The following is a 16,067-nucleotide window of genomic DNA, read 5'->3' as shown; positions in this document are numbered from 1 at the left end:
ACCTGCAGTTACTTCGGCAATGACTCGTACTGCTGCACCGCCTGGTTCAGGCGATCGAGCGCCTGACCGTAGGCCGTGAAGTTGCCCGAGCTCTGCGCCTGCTGCAGCGCGTCGAGAGCCGAGTTCAGCTGCGCGACGGCCGCGTCCCGATTGGCCGGCGCGGCGGCCGAGGTGCTCGGCGCGGCCGTCGTCGGCGTAGACGGTGCCGTCGTCGGGACCGAACCCTGCTGGGTCGGCTGCTGTTGCTGCTGACCCGTCGTCCCGCCCGAGTTCTGCCCGCTCGGGTTGTTGTCCGGCTCGGCGGCGGCGGCAGGGCTGATGCCCGCCTGCTGCAGAGCCTGCGCGATGGTCGGCGCGTACCCGATGCTCGGCGGATCGGCGTCCGAGCTGCGGTAGCGGACGATCACGCGGAACAACCGTGGGAACGTCGCATCGGAGTTCTTCGCCTGCGCATACAGCGGCACCACGTTCAGCAGACCGTTCTGACCCACCGGGAGTGTCAGCAGGTTGCCGAAGCGCGTCGACGCCGTGTTCTCGAGGTTCTTCAGGTCGGCGTTGACCTGTCCGAACGTCGACATCGCGGAGAACGCCAGTCGCGGACCCTCACGCGTCGGGTTGCTGGGCACCTCGCGAATCGTCATCTGCCCGTAGTTGTCCGGGTCCGACGAGACCGTGAGGTAGGAGGCCAGGAAGTCCCGGTTGAGGGTGTTCATGACGCTCGTCAGCTGGAAGCTCGACGTGTTCTGGCGACGAGGATCCGACGCCACGAAGTAGTACGGCGGCTGGTCGAGACCCTGGTCCAGTGCGTTCGAGTCGGTCGGGTCGGCCGGGATCGACCAGAACGAGTTGCCCTGGAAGAACGTCCCGGGATCGGAGACGTGGTACTTCGCGAGCAGCGACCGCTGGATCTTGAAGAGGTCCTCCGGGTACCGGACATGCTCCTTGAGGCTGGTGTTCGCGTCGAACTGCGACCGCGACTTCACCGTGCCGGGGAACACCTTCATCCACGTCTTGAGGACCGGGTCCTTGTCGTCGAACTGGTACAGCGTGACCTTGCCCGTGTAGGCGTCGACGGTGGCCTTCACCGAGTTCCGGACGTAGGCGACCTGGCGGTTCACCTGCGTGCGTCCGGTCTGACCCTGGGTGAGTTCCTGCGCGTCGGTGGTGGCGTCCTGCAGGGAGGTCTTCTGCGCGTACGGGTAGGCGTCAAGGGTGGTGTACCCGTCCACGATCCACTGGATGGAACCGTCGGACATGACCGCGGGATACGTCTTCGAGTCCACCGTGAGCCACGGGGCCGCCTTCTTGACGCGGTCGCGGGGGTCGCGGTTGTAGATGATCTTCGAGTTCGAGTTGATCGCGCCCGAGAGCAGGATGTTCCGCTCGGTGTACTTGATGGAGTACGCCAGCCGGTTGAAGATGTTGCCCAACGAGACACCGGCGTCGCCCGAGTACGTGTACCGGCTCGTGGCCGTGTCGTATTCGGTCTGCTGACCGTTCGCCGACCCGACGATCGCGTAGTCCGGGTTGACCTTCGAGATCAGCTCACCGAAGTAGATCCGCGGCTGCTTCACCTTGATCGGCGCGGTCGCCTGATAGTTCGGGTCGGCGATGCTGGCCAGGTCGCTCACGTCAAAATCGGGCTGGCCACCGCTGTTCACGTCGGTCCCCGACGACGCCGGCTCGTTGACGCGGTTCGCCGGCGCGGCCACGAAACCGTTGCCGTGCGTGTAGACGGTGTGCTTGTTGATCCAGTTCTGCTGGTTCGCCGCGAACCGGCTCGGGTCGAGTTCTCGCACCGAGACGATGTAGTCGCGCAGCTCGTTGGCGACCCGGTAGCGGTCGATGGCGAGCTGTGTGGGGAACCCGTAGAAGTTCTGCTGCTGCTGCAGCTGGGTGAACGCCTGCGAGACGATGTTCGGGTCCAGCAGACGGATGTTGGAGATCGTGGACGAGTCGTTGTCGACGTTCTGCTGGTTGACCTGCCCGCCGGTCCAGTTCTCCTGGTAGGTCACCCTGTCGTTGCCGATCTGATAGGCAGCCCGGGTCGCGTCGATGTTCCGCTGGATGAACTCGGATTCCTTCTGTGCCGCGTTGGGCTTGACCGAGAACTGCTCCATCACGGCCGGCCACCCGACACCGATCACCAACGCCGACAGCAACATCAGAGCGGTCGCGAGCGCCGGGACGCGCAGGTCGCGCAGCACCACACCGGCGAAGAACGCACCGGCGCAGATGACGGCGATCGCGAGCAGGATCAGCTTCGACGGCAGCACCGCGTTGATGTCGGTGTAGCTCGCGCCGGTGAAGATCTCCTGTTTGCGGGTGCTGGAGAGCAGCGTGTACCGGTCGAACCAGTAGGCAACCGCCTTGAGCAGCAGGAAGAGTCCGGCGATGACGGCGAGCTGGATCCGCGCCGCACGGGTGAGCGCACCGTTGCGCCCGGCGAGGTGGATGCCGCCGAAGATGTAGTGCGTCACCAGACTCGCGAGGAACGTGACCACGAGGATGACGAAGAGGAAGTTCAGGACGAAGCGGTAGAACGGCAGATCGAACGCGTAGAACGAGTTGTCCAGGTGGAACTGCGGGTCCTTCACGCCGAACGACTGGCTGTGCAGATACACCTGCACCGTCGCCCACGACCCCTGGGCCACCAGGCCCGAGAGCAGACCGACCAGCGCCGACGGCAGGATCGCGAACCAGCGGATGCGGCCCATCACCACGGCGCGGTAGCGCGCGATCGGGTCACCGGGGCCCGACGTCGGCACGAACACCGGTCGCGACCGGTACGCCAGTGCCAGACCCGCGAACACGATGCCGCCGGCGATCACGGCGGTGACCGCGAACAGCACCACCCGCGTCCAGATGATCGTCGAGAAGACATTGCTGTAGCCGAGATCGTCGAACCACAGAAGATCCGTGTACAGACCGACGAATCGCGGCCCCACCAGCAGGATCACCAGGATGGCAACCGCGACGCCGATGAGGATCTTGCTCCGTCTGGACAGTGTCGGCATCCCTGCCGGGCCCCGTACGCCCACTTGTCACGCTCCCACTGAGATACGACGACGCGGCCCGTGAGCTCGCGTCTTTGCCATTACTTTACTGACGGTCCGCGGTGGTACCGCTTCTCGCGAGGCCCGGCCACGGTGATGACAGGATGATCCCGTGACGACCCCCGATTCCGCACCTCTGTCCCCCGACGCCCTCGGTGTCGCCGTGCGCGAGGTCGCCGAGTTCGTCGACGCGAGCGGCTGGGGGCAACCGCCACTGCTGTTCGCGCTCGTCCCCACCTCACTCGTCGCCGAGGCCGAGCCCGATCTCGCCGACACCCTCGACCAGTCGGAGCTGACGCTCATCGAGCAGGAGCCCCTCCCGGTCGCCGAGGACGGCGGGATGGCGGAGATCGAGTTCGTGCTCGGCACCACGAGCTGGCCGTCTGCGGTGGCCGGGTGCGTGCTGGTGCAGGAGATCATCGTGCTCCCGCCCGACGCGGAGTCCGACCTGGACGAGGCGTTCGGACCCCTGCTGGCCGATCCCGACGCCGCAGACGAGGCCGCTCGGCAGACGGCCCGCGAGCACCCCGAGGCGACAGACGGACGACTGATCGCCGCCGCGCTGCGCGATGGCCAGACGCTGTGTCTGCTGCAGCTCAAACCGCCCCTCGGCGAGGAGGACGCCCCACTGGAGTTGCTCTCGCACCCCGAGCTCGCACCCAACCTCGTCGCGGCGCTCGCGGCCACACTGGAGAACGACCCCGACGACTGGTGAGCGCGCGGTTCCGCGACAGTCGTCAGCATCGCGGTGCGTCGCGTCCTGCGCGCACGTCGGCCAGGGCCGTGACCGCGTCGGTGAGGGTGTCGACCTTGATCAGGCGCAGTCCCTTCGGCGCGTCCGACCGGGCTTCGGCGCAGTTGCCCTCGGGGACGAGGAAGTCGGTGGCACCGGCCTCCCGCGCGGCGAGCGTCTTGTGGGTGATGCCACCGATCTCACCGACGTCGCCGTCGTCGGAGATGGTGCCGGTGCCCGCGATGAACCGGCCGCCGGTCAGATCCTGCTGTCCCAACTTGTCGATGACGGCCAGCGTCAGCATCAGACCGGCCGACGGTCCACCGATGTCGCCGACGGTGAAGTCGATGCGCAGTGCGGGGTCGGCGTTGACGAGCTCCGGTGTGACGCCGAGGTAGCCCTTCGCGCGGTCGTCGGGACGCGATCCGAGGACGACGGGGACCTCGCGGGTGGCGCCGCTCGCGGCCGCCACGCGGAAGGTGACCGTGGTGCCGGGCTTCGCCGACGACACGGCCGCCCGCAGCTGATCCGGCGTGGACACCTGCCGACCGTCGACGGCGGTGACACGATCGCCCGACGTGAGCTTCCCGGCGGCGGGACCCTGCGGATCGACCACGACCGACAGCGCCACCGGACGCTTCAGGTAGCGCAGCGCGGCCACCGTGGCCGAGTCCTCGGAGCCGCCCATCTGCTGCTGGTCCTGCTGCCGGACCTCCTCGGTGGACCGGTCCGGCGGGAAGATCTCCTCCCGCGGTTGCAGGGTGTCGCGCCCGGAGAACCACATCCCCAATGCCTGGAACAGTGTCAACCCGTCGGTGACCGACACGGTCGTCAGATTGAGATGTCCGTCCGTCGAGCGGACCGGCGCCCCGTCGATCGCGACGACGGGCTTGCCCTGCACGCTGCCGAGGGTGTTCACCGTCGGCCCCGGGCCGAGACTGACGTAGGGCACGCGGACGAACGATCCGACCAGCACGAGCACCACCAGCAGCACCAGGGTGACCGCGAGGGTCACGATGCGCCGGTTGGCCGGGACGACTCTCACGGGCACCACAGTAGATGCGGGAGGCTCACCCCTTCGGTCCGAGCCGGACGACCTGTCCGGGTCGGGTCAACGACGGGGCGGTGACCTGGCCCCCGTGGGCCTGTCGGATCAGCTCACCCTGCACAGCGGTGAGGCAGGCCGCGGCGGGCGAGTCGTAGGTGGCCGTCAGCACCGGGGCGATGCTCGCGGCGAACTTCCCCTCCGAGGCGATGAACTGATCGCGGTAGGGCCCGTAGAACGGCAGGATCGCCGCGAGCACCACCTCGCCCGCGCCGGCGATGCCGTTGAGGATCGGGGTGATCCACGGCAGGTTCTGGTGGATGACCGGTTCGAGTTCGGCGAGGAGCGGCCCGGCCAGCTGCATCATCGGCTGGATGGCCGGACCCAGTGAGAACACCTCCGACGCGAACGGTCCGAACATCGGGGACAGCTCGACGATCGACGACAGTCCGCCCGACTTCGCGGGCTCGGGCAGACCCAGCGGGCACGGCGGCTGGGTGTCGACGGCCGGGGCGGAGAACGCCGACGTCGCGGGGTCGAGCGCGGTGGCACCACCGGGGGTCGTCGCCGCCCCTGCTCCCCCGGCACCGAGGGGGGTCGACGCGCCCGGGCTCGTCGCGCCTCCCGGCGGGACCACCGCCGAGGGCAGGGTCGCACCCCCACCCCCGGGGGTGATCGGGACGGCGGCGCCCGGAGCCGGCCCCGCAGGCGCCGCGGGGGTGGCAGGCGTGGACGGCTTCGCGGCGGGTCCCGCCACGCTCGGTGCGCCCGCCGCGGCGGGCGCACCCTGCACCACGGCGGCACGCGAGGCGTTCGACTCGCTCACGAGCACCGTGCGCTGGTCACCCGCCACCCACGTCGCCGTCGCGAGGACCGCGAGCACCGTCACCCCGGACAGGGTCCGCACGACCGTCGGCGCCGAGGGGCCACGCCGCCGGCGCACCGGGGTGGCGGGTGCGGGGTCGGACTGCGCCGCGAACGGTTCGGTCGGGGGATCGACGGTGTCGCTCACTTCGTCTCCTGGGTGGTGGCCGACGGCGCGATGCCGACGGTCGAGGGCGGTGCGGTGGACGGCGCGGCGGCGGAGGGCTCGTAGAGCCCCTCGAGATGCCAGACGCCGGTGAAGCCGTTGAACGGGCCGCCGACGATCAGGCTGGTCCACTCGAGCGTGTAGCGACGCGACGACGCGTCATAGGTGCCGGTGGCGGGCGGGCCGTCGCCCGACGAGGCGTTGTCCTGACCGAGCCACTTCTGCGACACCCAGTCCCACGCCCTCGTGGCCTGCGCGACACCCGGGACCTGCGGACCGGCGGCCGCAGGCGCCTTCGGCGCACCCTGGTTGAACTCCTGGTTGTTCCAGGACGCCGCCCAGGCGGTCACGTTGGCGGTCAGCTTCCCACCCTCGTCGTGGACGGACGGCGCGACGACGGCACGACGGGTCTGCGGGTCGACGGCATTGGTCGACGCGCCGAACTCGACGCCGAAGAACCGTGTCGGCGCCATGATCGACCCCGACAGCGAGTTGCCGTCCGGTGCGAACCCCGGCGTCGGTTCGGACTGGAAGCCGCCGACGCGCAGCCCGCCCTCCGTGCCCGGGCTGAGCAGGGTGACGGTGCCGCCCTGCGCCGGGGAGTCCCCGTTCGGCATGAACGGGCCGTCCTTCACCGTCCCCGCGGGTTGCACCATCCTGAACCACGACCCGCTCACGGTGTCGCCGTTGACCTTTCCCGGATCGAGTCGGAACAGTCCGACCAGATCGCCGGACGCGGGCGCACCGTCGTCGGACGAACAGGCCGTCATCCCCGTCACGAGTGCCAGGGCCGCGACGACCACCATCACGCGCCGTACCGCACCCTGTCGTCTTGTCGTCATCTCCGGCTGTGTCATCTCTCTCCTCGTCGACGCCGCGGTCCGCCCGTGGTGCCCGCGACCGCGGTCGCCGCGGTGAGCAGGCCCGCGCCGACGAGGAACCACGGCAGGATCGCGAACGCACCCGCCCCCAGGGCGGTGGTCCGGTCGTTCAGGGCACGGACGCCCCGGTAGTTGGCGATGTTGTCGTTCATCGTCCCGATCAGACCGGCGAAGTCCGACGACATCCGTTGCCACTGCGCACGGAGATCGTCGACCGCCGCAACGTCCTGCCGGGGCGCGGTCGCGATGTCGGCGCGATAGCCGCTGTCGACGGCACCCACCGCACCGACGAGGACCACGAAGTAGCCCTGGACGTCGCGGACCTTCTCGGTGGTCAGGACGGTGGAGAAGCGGTCGAGCAGCGGTGTCGCGGCGCGGGTGTCGGTGGGCATGCCGCGCACCAGCGGTGTCACCACCAGGGCGACGGCGACGACCGCGACGACGAGCCCGGCGGGCACCGGGCTGCGCCCTGCTCTGGCCCGCCGCCACGCCCAGATCGACCCCGCGACGATCAGCAGGCCCGCACCGATCGGCAGGAACGGGATGATGTCGATCGGTCGCAGGGCGGCGAGGCGGTCGAAGTCGGGACGGCCCGCGTCGATGCGGTCGACGAGCTGCCGCATGTCCGCGTCGATCGCGGGATAGCGCATCACGAACCCGTCGATCTGCGGGTACCGCGCCACGTCGACGACGCCCGAGGTGTCGAGCCGGACCACCGCCTGATGCGCTGCGTCCAGCCGATCGAGGTCGGCCCGGAACCCGTCGAGACGCTGCTCGGTGACGTACGGCGCGAACGCCGTCAGCATGGCCTGACCCTGCGCGGCCGGGTACAGCATCCCCCCGGCCAGCGGCGCAACCACGAGAAGCAGACCGACCACGCCGGACAGCACCCACGGCCACGACCTCCGCGGCGGTGGTCGCGGGTCGTCCGTCGTGACGACGGCCGGCATCGACTCGTCCAGGGCATCACTCGTCGACCCCGTGATGACCGGGCCGGTTCTCTCAGTCGTCATCGGGCGATGCCGCCGCGGTCGGATGCCGCCGGAACAGGCGGTCGGCGTTGGTCAGCAGGGCTGCCGCGACCGCGGTGATCACCACGAGCACCGGGAGCAGCCAGCGGGGCTGCCCGTTCCCGGGCACGCTCACCTCCCGGGCGGTCAGCGCGGGGTCGGCCGCGGCGACGGCGGTGCCGGCGGTGCCGGCGACCGGCTGGGCGCCCACCGCCGGGGCCTGTCGACCGGCCGGGACCTGCGCGCTCGCGCCGGCCGCTGCCGTCGGTGCCGCGCCCGTCGGCCCGCCCGCGGCGGCCGGGGTCTGGCCGGTACCCGCCGCGGCCGGTCCCTGCGCGGCGGGTACCGTCCCGAGGCCGCTGCCGCGGTAGGTCCCGGCGAGATGCCACAGACCGGTGAAGTTGTTGAACGGCCCGCCCACGATCTGGCTGGTCCACTCGATCACGAAGGCACCGCTGGACCGGTCGATCGTCCCGCGCAGAGCCGTCGTCTTCCCCGGCAGGCCTCCGCCGGGCTTGGGAGCACCCTGGTTGAACACCTGCTTGTTCCAGGTCACACCGAAGGCACTGAGGTCGCCGCTCAGCGTCGTGCCGTCGGCGGAGATCCGCGGGAGCGCCGCGGCGCCGCCCGTCTGCGGGTCGGTGCTGTTCGTCGCGGTCGCGAACCCGACGCCGTAGAACTTGACCGGCCGGGTCACCCGCCCGGACACCGCGTTCCCCGCACCGTCGAACGCCTGCGCCGGCTGCGGCTGATACCCACCCGAGGTGAGGCCGCCGTCGGTGCCCGGCGCGAGCGGGGTCACCGACTTGTCGGAGCACCCGGAGTCGCTGTTGGAGAGGAAGGGCCCGCTCGTCGAGCCGGCGGGCAGGATCATGCGGAAGAACGACCCGGTCACCGAGCCGCCCGAGCACACACCGGAGTCGAGGGCGAACAGACCGTCGAGCGGCGTCGGTGCCGCGGACGCCGGGGCGGCGGCGATCGACGCCATGGCCCCCGCCATCAGCGCGGCCCCCAGCAGGGCGACCGCCCGTCGTAGCGGACCGGTCCCCCGACCCGGGCTCGATGTGGTGTGCTGCTGCGTCATGCCGCTCCATCGGTCGCCCGCCGAGGCGGGTGTGGACAAACCGAGCGAAATGTAATGACGCTTGCCGATCGTCAACAGTCTTGCGGTCACCGTGCGCGCAAAGTGCGCTGAGAGCGAAACCGGTGAGTCGAGCGCCTCCGCACCGGCCATCGGGCATGGTCACGCCGGTACCGTGGTCGCCATGAACGACCTGCCTTTCGGATTCAGCTCGGGCCACGGTGACGGCGACGACGACCGCGACCGCAAGGGCGACGGCTCGTCGTCCAACCCGGGCGGGAACCCGTTCGGCGGGGCCGATCCGTTCGGCGGTGGAGGTTTCGACCCGAATCAGCTGGGCCAGATGCTCTCCCAGCTCGGCTCGATGCTCAGCGGCATGGGTCAGGGCGGAGGAGCCGGCGGCGGCGGACCGGTCAACTATCAGGTGGCGACCTCGTTGGCGCGCCAGCAGATCGGTGACTTCACCCGCCTCGACGACAACCAGCGCGCGGCCGTCACCGACGCCCTGCATCTGGTCGAGGTCTGGCTGGACGGCGCGACCACCCTGCCCGCGGGTGTGACGAGATCGCTCGCGTGGACGCCGGTGCAGTGGCTCGAGGAGACGCTGCCGACGTGGAAGATCCTGTGCGATCCGATCGCGTCCCAGATCTCGGGGATGTTCGCGACCGGACTCCCCGAGGAGGCGCGTCAGTTCGCCGGTCCGATGCTGGGCATGGTCACGCAGATGGGCGGGATGGCGTTCGGGACCCAGCTCGGCCAGGGACTGGGTCACCTCGCCAAGGAGGTGCTCACCTCCACCGACGTCGGCGTCCCGTTGGCGCCGTCGGGCACGGCGGTGCTGCTGCCGGAGGCGATCGCCGCCTTCGCCGACGGGCTCGAGCAGCCCGCGCAGGAGATCATCGTGTTCCTCGCCGCGCGCGAGGCGGCCCACGTCCGCCTCTTCGCGCACGTCCCGTGGCTGCGCCAGCGACTGCTGTCGTCCGTGGAGGAGTACGCCCGCGGCATCACCATGGACTTCTCCGGGATCCAGGAGGCCGCCCAGTCGATCGACCCGACCGAGCTGCTGTCGAACCCCGGCAAGATCGAGGAGCTGATGTCGGCGGGCACCTCGTTCGAGCCGACGACCTCACCCGAACAGGAGGCCGCGCTTGCGCGCCTCGAGACATTGCTCGCGCTGATCGAGGGATGGGTGGAGCGCGTCGTGGACCAGGCCCTGGCCGACCGGATCCCCAGCGCCGGCGCGCTGGCGGAGACGATGCGTCGCCGACGGGCGACCGGAGGCCCCGCCGAGCAGACGTTCGCGACGCTCGTCGGGCTGGAACTGCGTCCGCGCAAGGTGCGCGAGGCCGCCGCACTGTGGGACAAGCTCCTCGACGCCGGTGACGTCGCCACCCGCGACGGCGTGTGGGCCCACCCCGACCTCATGCCCGACGCCGACGACATCGACTCCCCCGCCGGGTTCATCGATCGGGTGATCGGTGGCGGAGACGGTCGGTTCGACGACCCGATCGCCGAGCTCGAGAAGCAGATTGCCGACGAGGCCGCAGCCGGTGGCACAGCTGACCCCGCCGCGACGGACTCACCGGAGGACACCGGCGACGGCGACGACAAGGACCGCCCCACCGGCGCCTGAGCCTGTGGACAACCGCACTCGGCGGCCGTTCGACGACGGATGCGGGTGCGAAGGTGTCGGGCATGTCCCGCACCGATGCCGCCACCCTGCGGCCCGATGTCCCGGTGGTCCACCGCGGCGGCCGCGCGATCCAGATCGGCGCTGACGCCGACGCCGGACTCATCGTGGACCTGCCGCCCCACCTGTCCCCGGCGGCGTTCGTCGGCTTCGTGCGGTCGTTGTCGACGCCCCGCACAGCGGTCGAGATCGCGCGCGCCGCAACCGCACTCGGGCTGGCGGTCGACGACGTCGACGAACTGTTCCGACGGATGTCGAGCGCGGGCGTCACCTCCGACGTCACCGCGGTCCGCGGAGGTGACCTGCACGTGCGGGTGCACGGCCGCGGCCCCCTCGCGACGCGGCTGACGGCGCTGCTGCGGGACACCGGCACCGTGGTGACCACGTCGATCGCACGCCCCCGCGCCTCGGACGGCGACGAGGTGCCGCTCGCGGCATGGTCGGACCAGCTCGTCGTCCTGTGCGACGCGCTCGTCCACGATCCGTCGACGGTCTCCGGGCTGATGACGCGGGGCATCCCGCACCTGCAGGTGTGCCTGCGGGGCGGCGTCGGGATCGTCGGGCCACTCGTGCTGCCGGGACGGAGCAGCTGCCTCCGCTGCGCCGACTGCCACCGCGCCGACCGTGACCCCGAGTGGCCGGTCGTCAGCGGTCAGATGATCGGCAGCGTCGGGTACGCCGGCACCGCGACGGCCGTCGCCACCGCCGGTCTCGCGCTCGAGCAGATCGAGCACGTCGCCGACGGCCTCGCACGTCTCGGACGAGACCCACAGGGTGGTCGCCTGCCGCTCCCACCCACCGTGGGGCACACGCTCGAGTACCGCAGTCGGCCCGCTCGGCTGCGGATGCGGAGGTGGACGCCACACCCGCTCTGCGGTTGTTGTTTTCGCCGGTGAACTATCGTGGTGTCGACCAGGAGGTACGAGGCACATGGCCGACATCACCGAGGGGCGGGGCCGGCGCAACGCCAAACTCGCGGCACTACCGCTGGGCATGGCGGGGCGCGCAGCGGCCGGGTTCGGCAAGCGACTGGCGGGCAAGGACCGCGACGAGATCAACGCAGAACTGATGGAGAAGGCCGCGGAACAGGTCTTCACCACCCTCGGTGAGCTCAAGGGCGGGGCCATGAAGGTCGGCCAGGCGCTGTCGGTGATGGAAGCCGCGATCCCCGACGAGTTCGGGGAGCCGTTCCGCGAGGCACTGGTGAAATTGCAGGCGGAGGCGCCACCCCTGCCCGCGAAGAAGGTCCACCAGGTCCTCGACGCACAGCTGGGCACCGCCTGGCGGTCCCGCTTCAGCGAGTTCTCCGACGAACCCGCGGCGTCGGCGAGCATCGGTCAGGTGCACCGCGGTGTGTGGGCGGACGGGCGCGAGGTCGCCGTCAAGATCCAGTACCCCGGCGCGGACCACGCCCTGCGGGCCGACCTCAAGACGCTGTCGCGGCTGTCGTCGATCATCCAGCGGATGACACCCGGGACCGACGTGCGGGCCCTCGTCGACGAGCTGATCGCCCGCACCGAGGACGAGCTCGACTACCAGGCCGAGGCAGAGAACCAGCGGGCGTTCGCGGCCGAGTTCGACGGCGACCCCGAGGTGCTCGTGCCCAAGGTGGTCGCCAGCGCACCCAAGGTCGTCGTCAGCGAATGGGTGGAGGGCACCCCGCTGTCGCAGGTCATCGCATCGGGGACCGCGGAGGAACGCAACACCGCCGCCGCGAAGCTCGCCGAGTTCGAGATCTCGTCACCGTCCCGCGTCGGCCTCCTCCACGGCGACCCGCACCCCGGGAACTTCCGCATCCACGCCGACGGCCGCCTCATCGTGCTCGACTACGGCGCTGTCGGGATCTATCCCGACGGGTTGCCCGCGGCGATCGGACCGATCCTCGCGCTCGCGCGCGATCAGGACTATGACGGTCTCGTCGAGGCCATGGCCGACGCCGGCTTCATCACCGGTGCCAACCGCGACCGCGTGACGGCCGTCGACATCGAGAACTACCTCAAGCCCTACGTCGACCCGCTGTTGGCGGAGTCGTTCCACTTCACCCGGAAGTGGTTGCAGCGGGCGGCCGGCAAGGCGACCGATCTCAAGGGGGACGTCTACAAGACGTCGCGTCACCTCAACGTTCCCGCCGAATACGTCATGGTGTTCCGCGTGCTCGGCGGATGTGTGGGCATCGCGGCCCAGCTCGACGCCGAGGCGCCGTACCGCAGGATCATGGAGAAGTGGGTGCCGGGTCTGCGATCAGAGAACTGATCACAGACCCGGCACCGGTCACCCTCACGCCGCTGTCGGACCCATTGCCGCTCACGCGGCGACCGGGTTCTTGCGTGGCCGTCCGCGAGGACGCTTGCGCGCGATGACGATTCCCTGCTCGAGGATCTCGCCACCCCACACGCCCCACGGCTCATTGCGAGCCAGTGCCTCGGCGAGACACGCCTCACGCAGGGGGCAGGCACCACAGAGCGCCTTGGCCTGCTCCAGGTCGGTGGGGTTGTCGGCGAACCACAGGTCGGGGTCGGAGACCCGGCAGGGCAGGCGGCGAGCGGCGGCCACGGTCTCGGGTCTGAGGTCGGTGTCGGTCGGTCGGGTGTCGACTGCCGGGGCGGTCATGTCGGCTCCTTGACTGGATGGGACGGATCGGGTCGGGGTGTTCGTGTGTCGCGACCCGGGTCGCTTCTCCAGTGGTCCGATGGGGACCGGGAACGAAGAAGGCCACGGGGTTCGCGGGTGCGATCGCCGTGGCCTGGGAGTCTCAGCGCTGGGGCGCTGGAGATCTCGTCTAGATCGGCACGGGGATCGCGTCGCGGGCGGCGACTGCCGGCAGGGAGGTGGCGTGGTGCGCAGCGCCGGCGGAGGCGGTGCGGGCACGCTCGACAAACCAGCGGTGTGCGCCTGCGGGGGCGAATGCGGCAGCTGCGAAGCCGTTGACGACGATGTTCATCATTCGACTCACGTCCTTCCGCTCTCCGAGGCCGCACGGGAGATGTCCCGTACCGATGTGAAGAAGAGTACGAGACCGTTCGCCTGACGCACAACCCATTTTTGACCTGCGGTTTTCTCGCGAGGTCCGGATCTGCGCGTCAGCGTGTGTCGGCGACGAGTCCGAGGACCATCTCGCCGTACTGGTCGAGCTTCTTCGCGCCGATACCCGGGATGGCCACCAGCGCCGCGACGTCGGACGGCTTCTGCTCGGCGATCGCGAGCAGGGTGTTGTCGGAGAAGACGACGAAGGCGGGGACCTTCTGCTCCGCGGCCTGCGACCGCCGCCATTCCTTCAACGCGACGAGCAGGTCCTCGTCGAGGTCGGACGGGCACTCCTCGCACCGACTGAGCAACGACGCCGTCTTCCCGATGAGCTGTTTGCCGCACACGCGACACCGCGGCCGTCGTCCCGGCTTGGACGGTTCGGCGATCCTCGATGCCGGTGAGTCCTCGGGCACCAGCCCGGCGAGGAACCGTGAGCGGCGGCGACTCTTGCGGCCACCCTCCGACCGCGACAGCGCCCACGAGATGTGCAGGTGGACGCGGGCACGGGTGATGCCGACGTAGAACAGTCGGCGCTCCTCCTCGACGTCCTCGTCGGATCCGTTGATGGCCTGGTTGATCGGCAGCGACCCGTCGGTGACACCGGCGAGGAACACCGCGTCCCACTCGAGGCCCTTCGCCGCGTGCAGCGACGACAGCGTCACGCCCTGCACCGTCGGTGGGTGCCGTGCCTGCGCGCGTGCGGCGAGTTCGTCGACGAGACCCGTGAGGGCGAGGTCGGGGACGTCGGCCACGAGGTCCTCGGTGAGGGTGACCAACGCCCGCAACGACTCCCAGCGTTGCCGGGCCTGGGTACCCGCCGGTTCCTCGTCGGTGAGGCCGAGCGGGACCAGCACCGCACGCACCACGGTGGTGAGGTCGGCGTCGGCGGGGAGATCGTCGCGGCCGGCGGCGGACTGCAGGGCGCGCATGGCCTGTCGGATCTCTGACCGCTGGAAGAACGCCTCGCCGCCCCGCACCTGATACGCGATCCCCGCGGCCGTCAGCGCGTCCTCATGCGCCTGTGCCTGGGCGTTGACGCGATAGAGGATCGCGATCTCCGACGCCGGGGTCCCCTTCTCGAGGAGCTTCGTGATGCGCTTGGCGACGGCTGCGGCCTCGGCGGGTTCGTCGTCGTACTCGCCGAACTCGGGCTCGGGACCGGGTGGGCGCTGACCGATGAGCGCCAGCCGGGTGCCTGCCACCCGGCCGCGGGCGGACCCGATGGCTCGGTTGGCCAGGCTGACGACCTGCGGCGTGGAGCGGTAGTCGCGCTCGAGGCGCACGAGGGTCGCCTCCGGGAAGCGGCGGGTGAAGTCGAGGAGATAGCGCGGGCTCGCCCCGGTGAACGTGTAGATGGTCTGGTTCGCGTCACCGACGACCGTGAGGTCGTCACGGTTGCCGAGCCAGGCGTCGAGGAGGCTCTGCTGGGCGGGAGTGACGTCCTGGTACTCGTCGACGACGAAGCAGCGATAGCGGTCGCGGAAGACCTCCGCGAGCGCGGTGTTGTCGGCGAGGATGCCCGCCGTCACCAGCAGGAGGTCGTCGAAGTCGAGCAGTTGGTCGCCCTCGGGGGACACCTTGGCCGCCTCGTACCCGGCGTACACGGCCGCCACCTTCTCCGGCGCGAACGGTGTCTCGCGGTGCCGTCGTGTGACCTCGGCGACATAGTCGTCGACGCCGATCAGCGACGCCTTCGACCACTCGATCTCCGAGGACAGATCCCGAAGGGTCTCCGTGGACGTGTCGAGACCCGCGCGCCGCGCCGCCCGCGACACCACGGGGAACTTGTTGTCGAGCAGTTCCCACCGGCTCGACCCGACCGCCTGCGGCCAGAAGTACCGCAGCTGACGCATCGCGGCGGCGTGGAACGTCTGCGCCTGCACCGCGTTCCCCGACCCGGAGAGCCCCAGCGACCGGAGCCGTCCGCGCATCTCCCCCGCCGCCCGGGCGGTGAAGGTGACGGCGAGCACCTGGTCACCGCGGACATGGCCCTCGTTGACCAGGTGCGCGATGCGCCGCGTGATGGTGCGCGTCTTGCCGGTGCCGGCGCCCGCGAGGACACAGACCGGTCCCCGGGGCGCGAGGACGGCGGCCTGCTGTTCGGGGTCGAGTCCCTCGAGCGAGCGCATGGGTCCAGTATCCCCGCACCCACCGACAGAGGAATCACGGCGGTGACGAGTACGTTCTGCTGATCATGAGCAGCGAGAACCCCGCCCTGACCATGTACACCACGTCCTGGTGCGGCTTCTGCGCGCGACTGAAGACCGGTCTGCGCAGCAAGGGCGTCGAGTGGACCGAGATCGACATCGAGCGCGAGCCGTCGGCCGCCGAGTTCGTCGGCAGCGTCAACAACGGCAACCACGTCGTGCCGACCGTCAAGTACGCCGACGGCAGCACCGCCACGAACCCGTCGGTGAACGAGGTCCTGGCCAAGCTCGGCAGCTGATCGGCGATCCGTCTCGGCCGTGATCGGACGCAGTTCTTCCCGCTGAGCGGAAGAAACTGCGTCCGATC

14 protein-coding genes are annotated in these 16,067 nt (G+C 70.2%); 5 read left to right on the top strand and 9 right to left on the bottom strand.

Annotated elements, in window-relative coordinates:
• Positions 1–8 precede the first annotated feature (8 nt).
• Positions 9–3,041 carry a UPF0182 family protein gene (locus LX14_RS13010; protein ID WP_308214102.1) on the bottom strand — a complete coding sequence of 1,011 codons (3,033 nt, stop codon included), beginning with the start codon at positions 3,039–3,041 and terminating at the stop codon, positions 9–11.
• A 127-nt stretch (positions 3,042–3,168) separates the two neighbouring features.
• Here LX14_RS13010 and LX14_RS13005 point away from each other — a divergent pair, with 127 nt between their 5' ends.
• Entirely contained in the window at positions 3,169–3,771 is a 603-nt protein-coding gene (locus LX14_RS13005; protein ID WP_253647596.1) for a PPA1309 family protein, read from the top strand.
• Between the two features lie 22 nt (positions 3,772–3,793).
• On the opposite strand, the gene LX14_RS13000 is transcribed toward LX14_RS13005, so the two are convergent.
• The 5 genes from LX14_RS13000 to LX14_RS12980 are packed head-to-tail and all read right to left on the bottom strand — an operon-like array spanning position 3,794 to position 8,755.
• Positions 3,794–4,834, bottom strand: a complete 1,041-nt coding sequence (locus tag LX14_RS13000) for a YlbL family protein (protein WP_253647595.1) — start codon at positions 4,832–4,834, stop codon at positions 3,794–3,796.
• A gap of 25 nt (positions 4,835–4,859) precedes the next feature.
• Complete coding sequence (locus tag LX14_RS12995; RefSeq protein ID WP_253647594.1) at positions 4,860–5,846, bottom strand: hypothetical protein; 987 nt, start codon at positions 5,844–5,846, stop codon at positions 4,860–4,862.
• Positions 5,843–6,721: a hypothetical protein gene (locus LX14_RS12990; protein ID WP_253647593.1), complete on the bottom strand. Its 879-nt coding sequence runs from the start codon at positions 6,719–6,721 to the stop codon at positions 5,843–5,845. Before LX14_RS12990 ends, LX14_RS12995 begins: the two co-directional genes overlap by 4 nt.
• On the bottom strand, positions 6,718–7,758 hold the full coding sequence (locus LX14_RS12985; protein WP_253647592.1) for a hypothetical protein: 1,041 nt from the start codon (positions 7,756–7,758) through the stop codon (positions 6,718–6,720). Before LX14_RS12985 ends, LX14_RS12990 begins: the two co-directional genes overlap by 4 nt.
• The gene (locus tag LX14_RS12980; protein WP_253648010.1) at positions 7,748–8,755 is read right to left on the bottom strand and encodes a hypothetical protein; all 1,008 of its coding nucleotides are present in this window, start codon (positions 8,753–8,755) and stop codon (positions 7,748–7,750) included. The genes LX14_RS12985 and LX14_RS12980 overlap by 11 nt, the downstream gene beginning before the upstream one ends.
• A gap of 265 nt (positions 8,756–9,020) precedes the next feature.
• Between LX14_RS12980 and LX14_RS12975 the strand changes: the two genes are divergently transcribed.
• The 3 genes from LX14_RS12975 (at position 9,021) to LX14_RS12965 (ending at position 12,779) form a co-directional block, all read left to right on the top strand.
• Positions 9,021–10,469, top strand: a complete 1,449-nt coding sequence (locus tag LX14_RS12975) for a zinc-dependent metalloprotease (RefSeq protein ID WP_253647591.1) — start codon at positions 9,021–9,023, stop codon at positions 10,467–10,469.
• A gap of 62 nt (positions 10,470–10,531) precedes the next feature.
• Entirely contained in the window at positions 10,532–11,422 is an 891-nt protein-coding gene (locus LX14_RS12970) for a hypothetical protein (RefSeq protein WP_253647590.1), read from the top strand.
• A gap of 34 nt (positions 11,423–11,456) precedes the next feature.
• Positions 11,457–12,779 (top strand): ABC1 kinase family protein, encoded by a 1,323-nt coding sequence (locus LX14_RS12965; protein ID WP_253647589.1) that lies wholly within the window; start codon positions 11,457–11,459, stop codon positions 12,777–12,779.
• Between the two features lie 51 nt (positions 12,780–12,830).
• Here LX14_RS12965 and LX14_RS12960 read toward each other — a convergent pair whose 3' ends face one another.
• From LX14_RS12960 to LX14_RS12950, 3 genes are all read right to left on the bottom strand, one after another.
• Complete coding sequence (locus tag LX14_RS12960) at positions 12,831–13,136, bottom strand: WhiB family transcriptional regulator (protein WP_253647588.1); 306 nt, start codon at positions 13,134–13,136, stop codon at positions 12,831–12,833.
• 169 nt (positions 13,137–13,305) lie between these two features.
• Positions 13,306–13,470, bottom strand: a complete 165-nt coding sequence (locus LX14_RS12955; protein ID WP_253647587.1) for a hypothetical protein — start codon at positions 13,468–13,470, stop codon at positions 13,306–13,308.
• Positions 13,471–13,606: 136 nt separating this feature from the next.
• On the bottom strand, positions 13,607–15,682 hold the full coding sequence (locus LX14_RS12950; protein ID WP_253647586.1) for an ATP-dependent DNA helicase UvrD2: 2,076 nt from the start codon (positions 15,680–15,682) through the stop codon (positions 13,607–13,609).
• 65 nt (positions 15,683–15,747) lie between these two features.
• Here LX14_RS12950 and LX14_RS12945 point away from each other — a divergent pair, with 65 nt between their 5' ends.
• Entirely contained in the window at positions 15,748–15,999 is a 252-nt protein-coding gene (locus LX14_RS12945; RefSeq protein ID WP_253647585.1) for a mycoredoxin, read from the top strand.
• The last annotated feature ends 68 nt before the right edge of the window (positions 16,000–16,067 follow it).

Origin of the sequence: Williamsia deligens (genome assembly GCF_024171765.1) — a bacterium.
In the GTDB taxonomy this organism is placed as follows: domain Bacteria; phylum Actinomycetota; class Actinomycetes; order Mycobacteriales; family Mycobacteriaceae; genus Williamsia_A; species Williamsia_A deligens.
The sequence above is the reverse complement of the archived record's forward strand: the minus strand, read 5'-3'. Positions and strand labels throughout refer to the sequence as shown.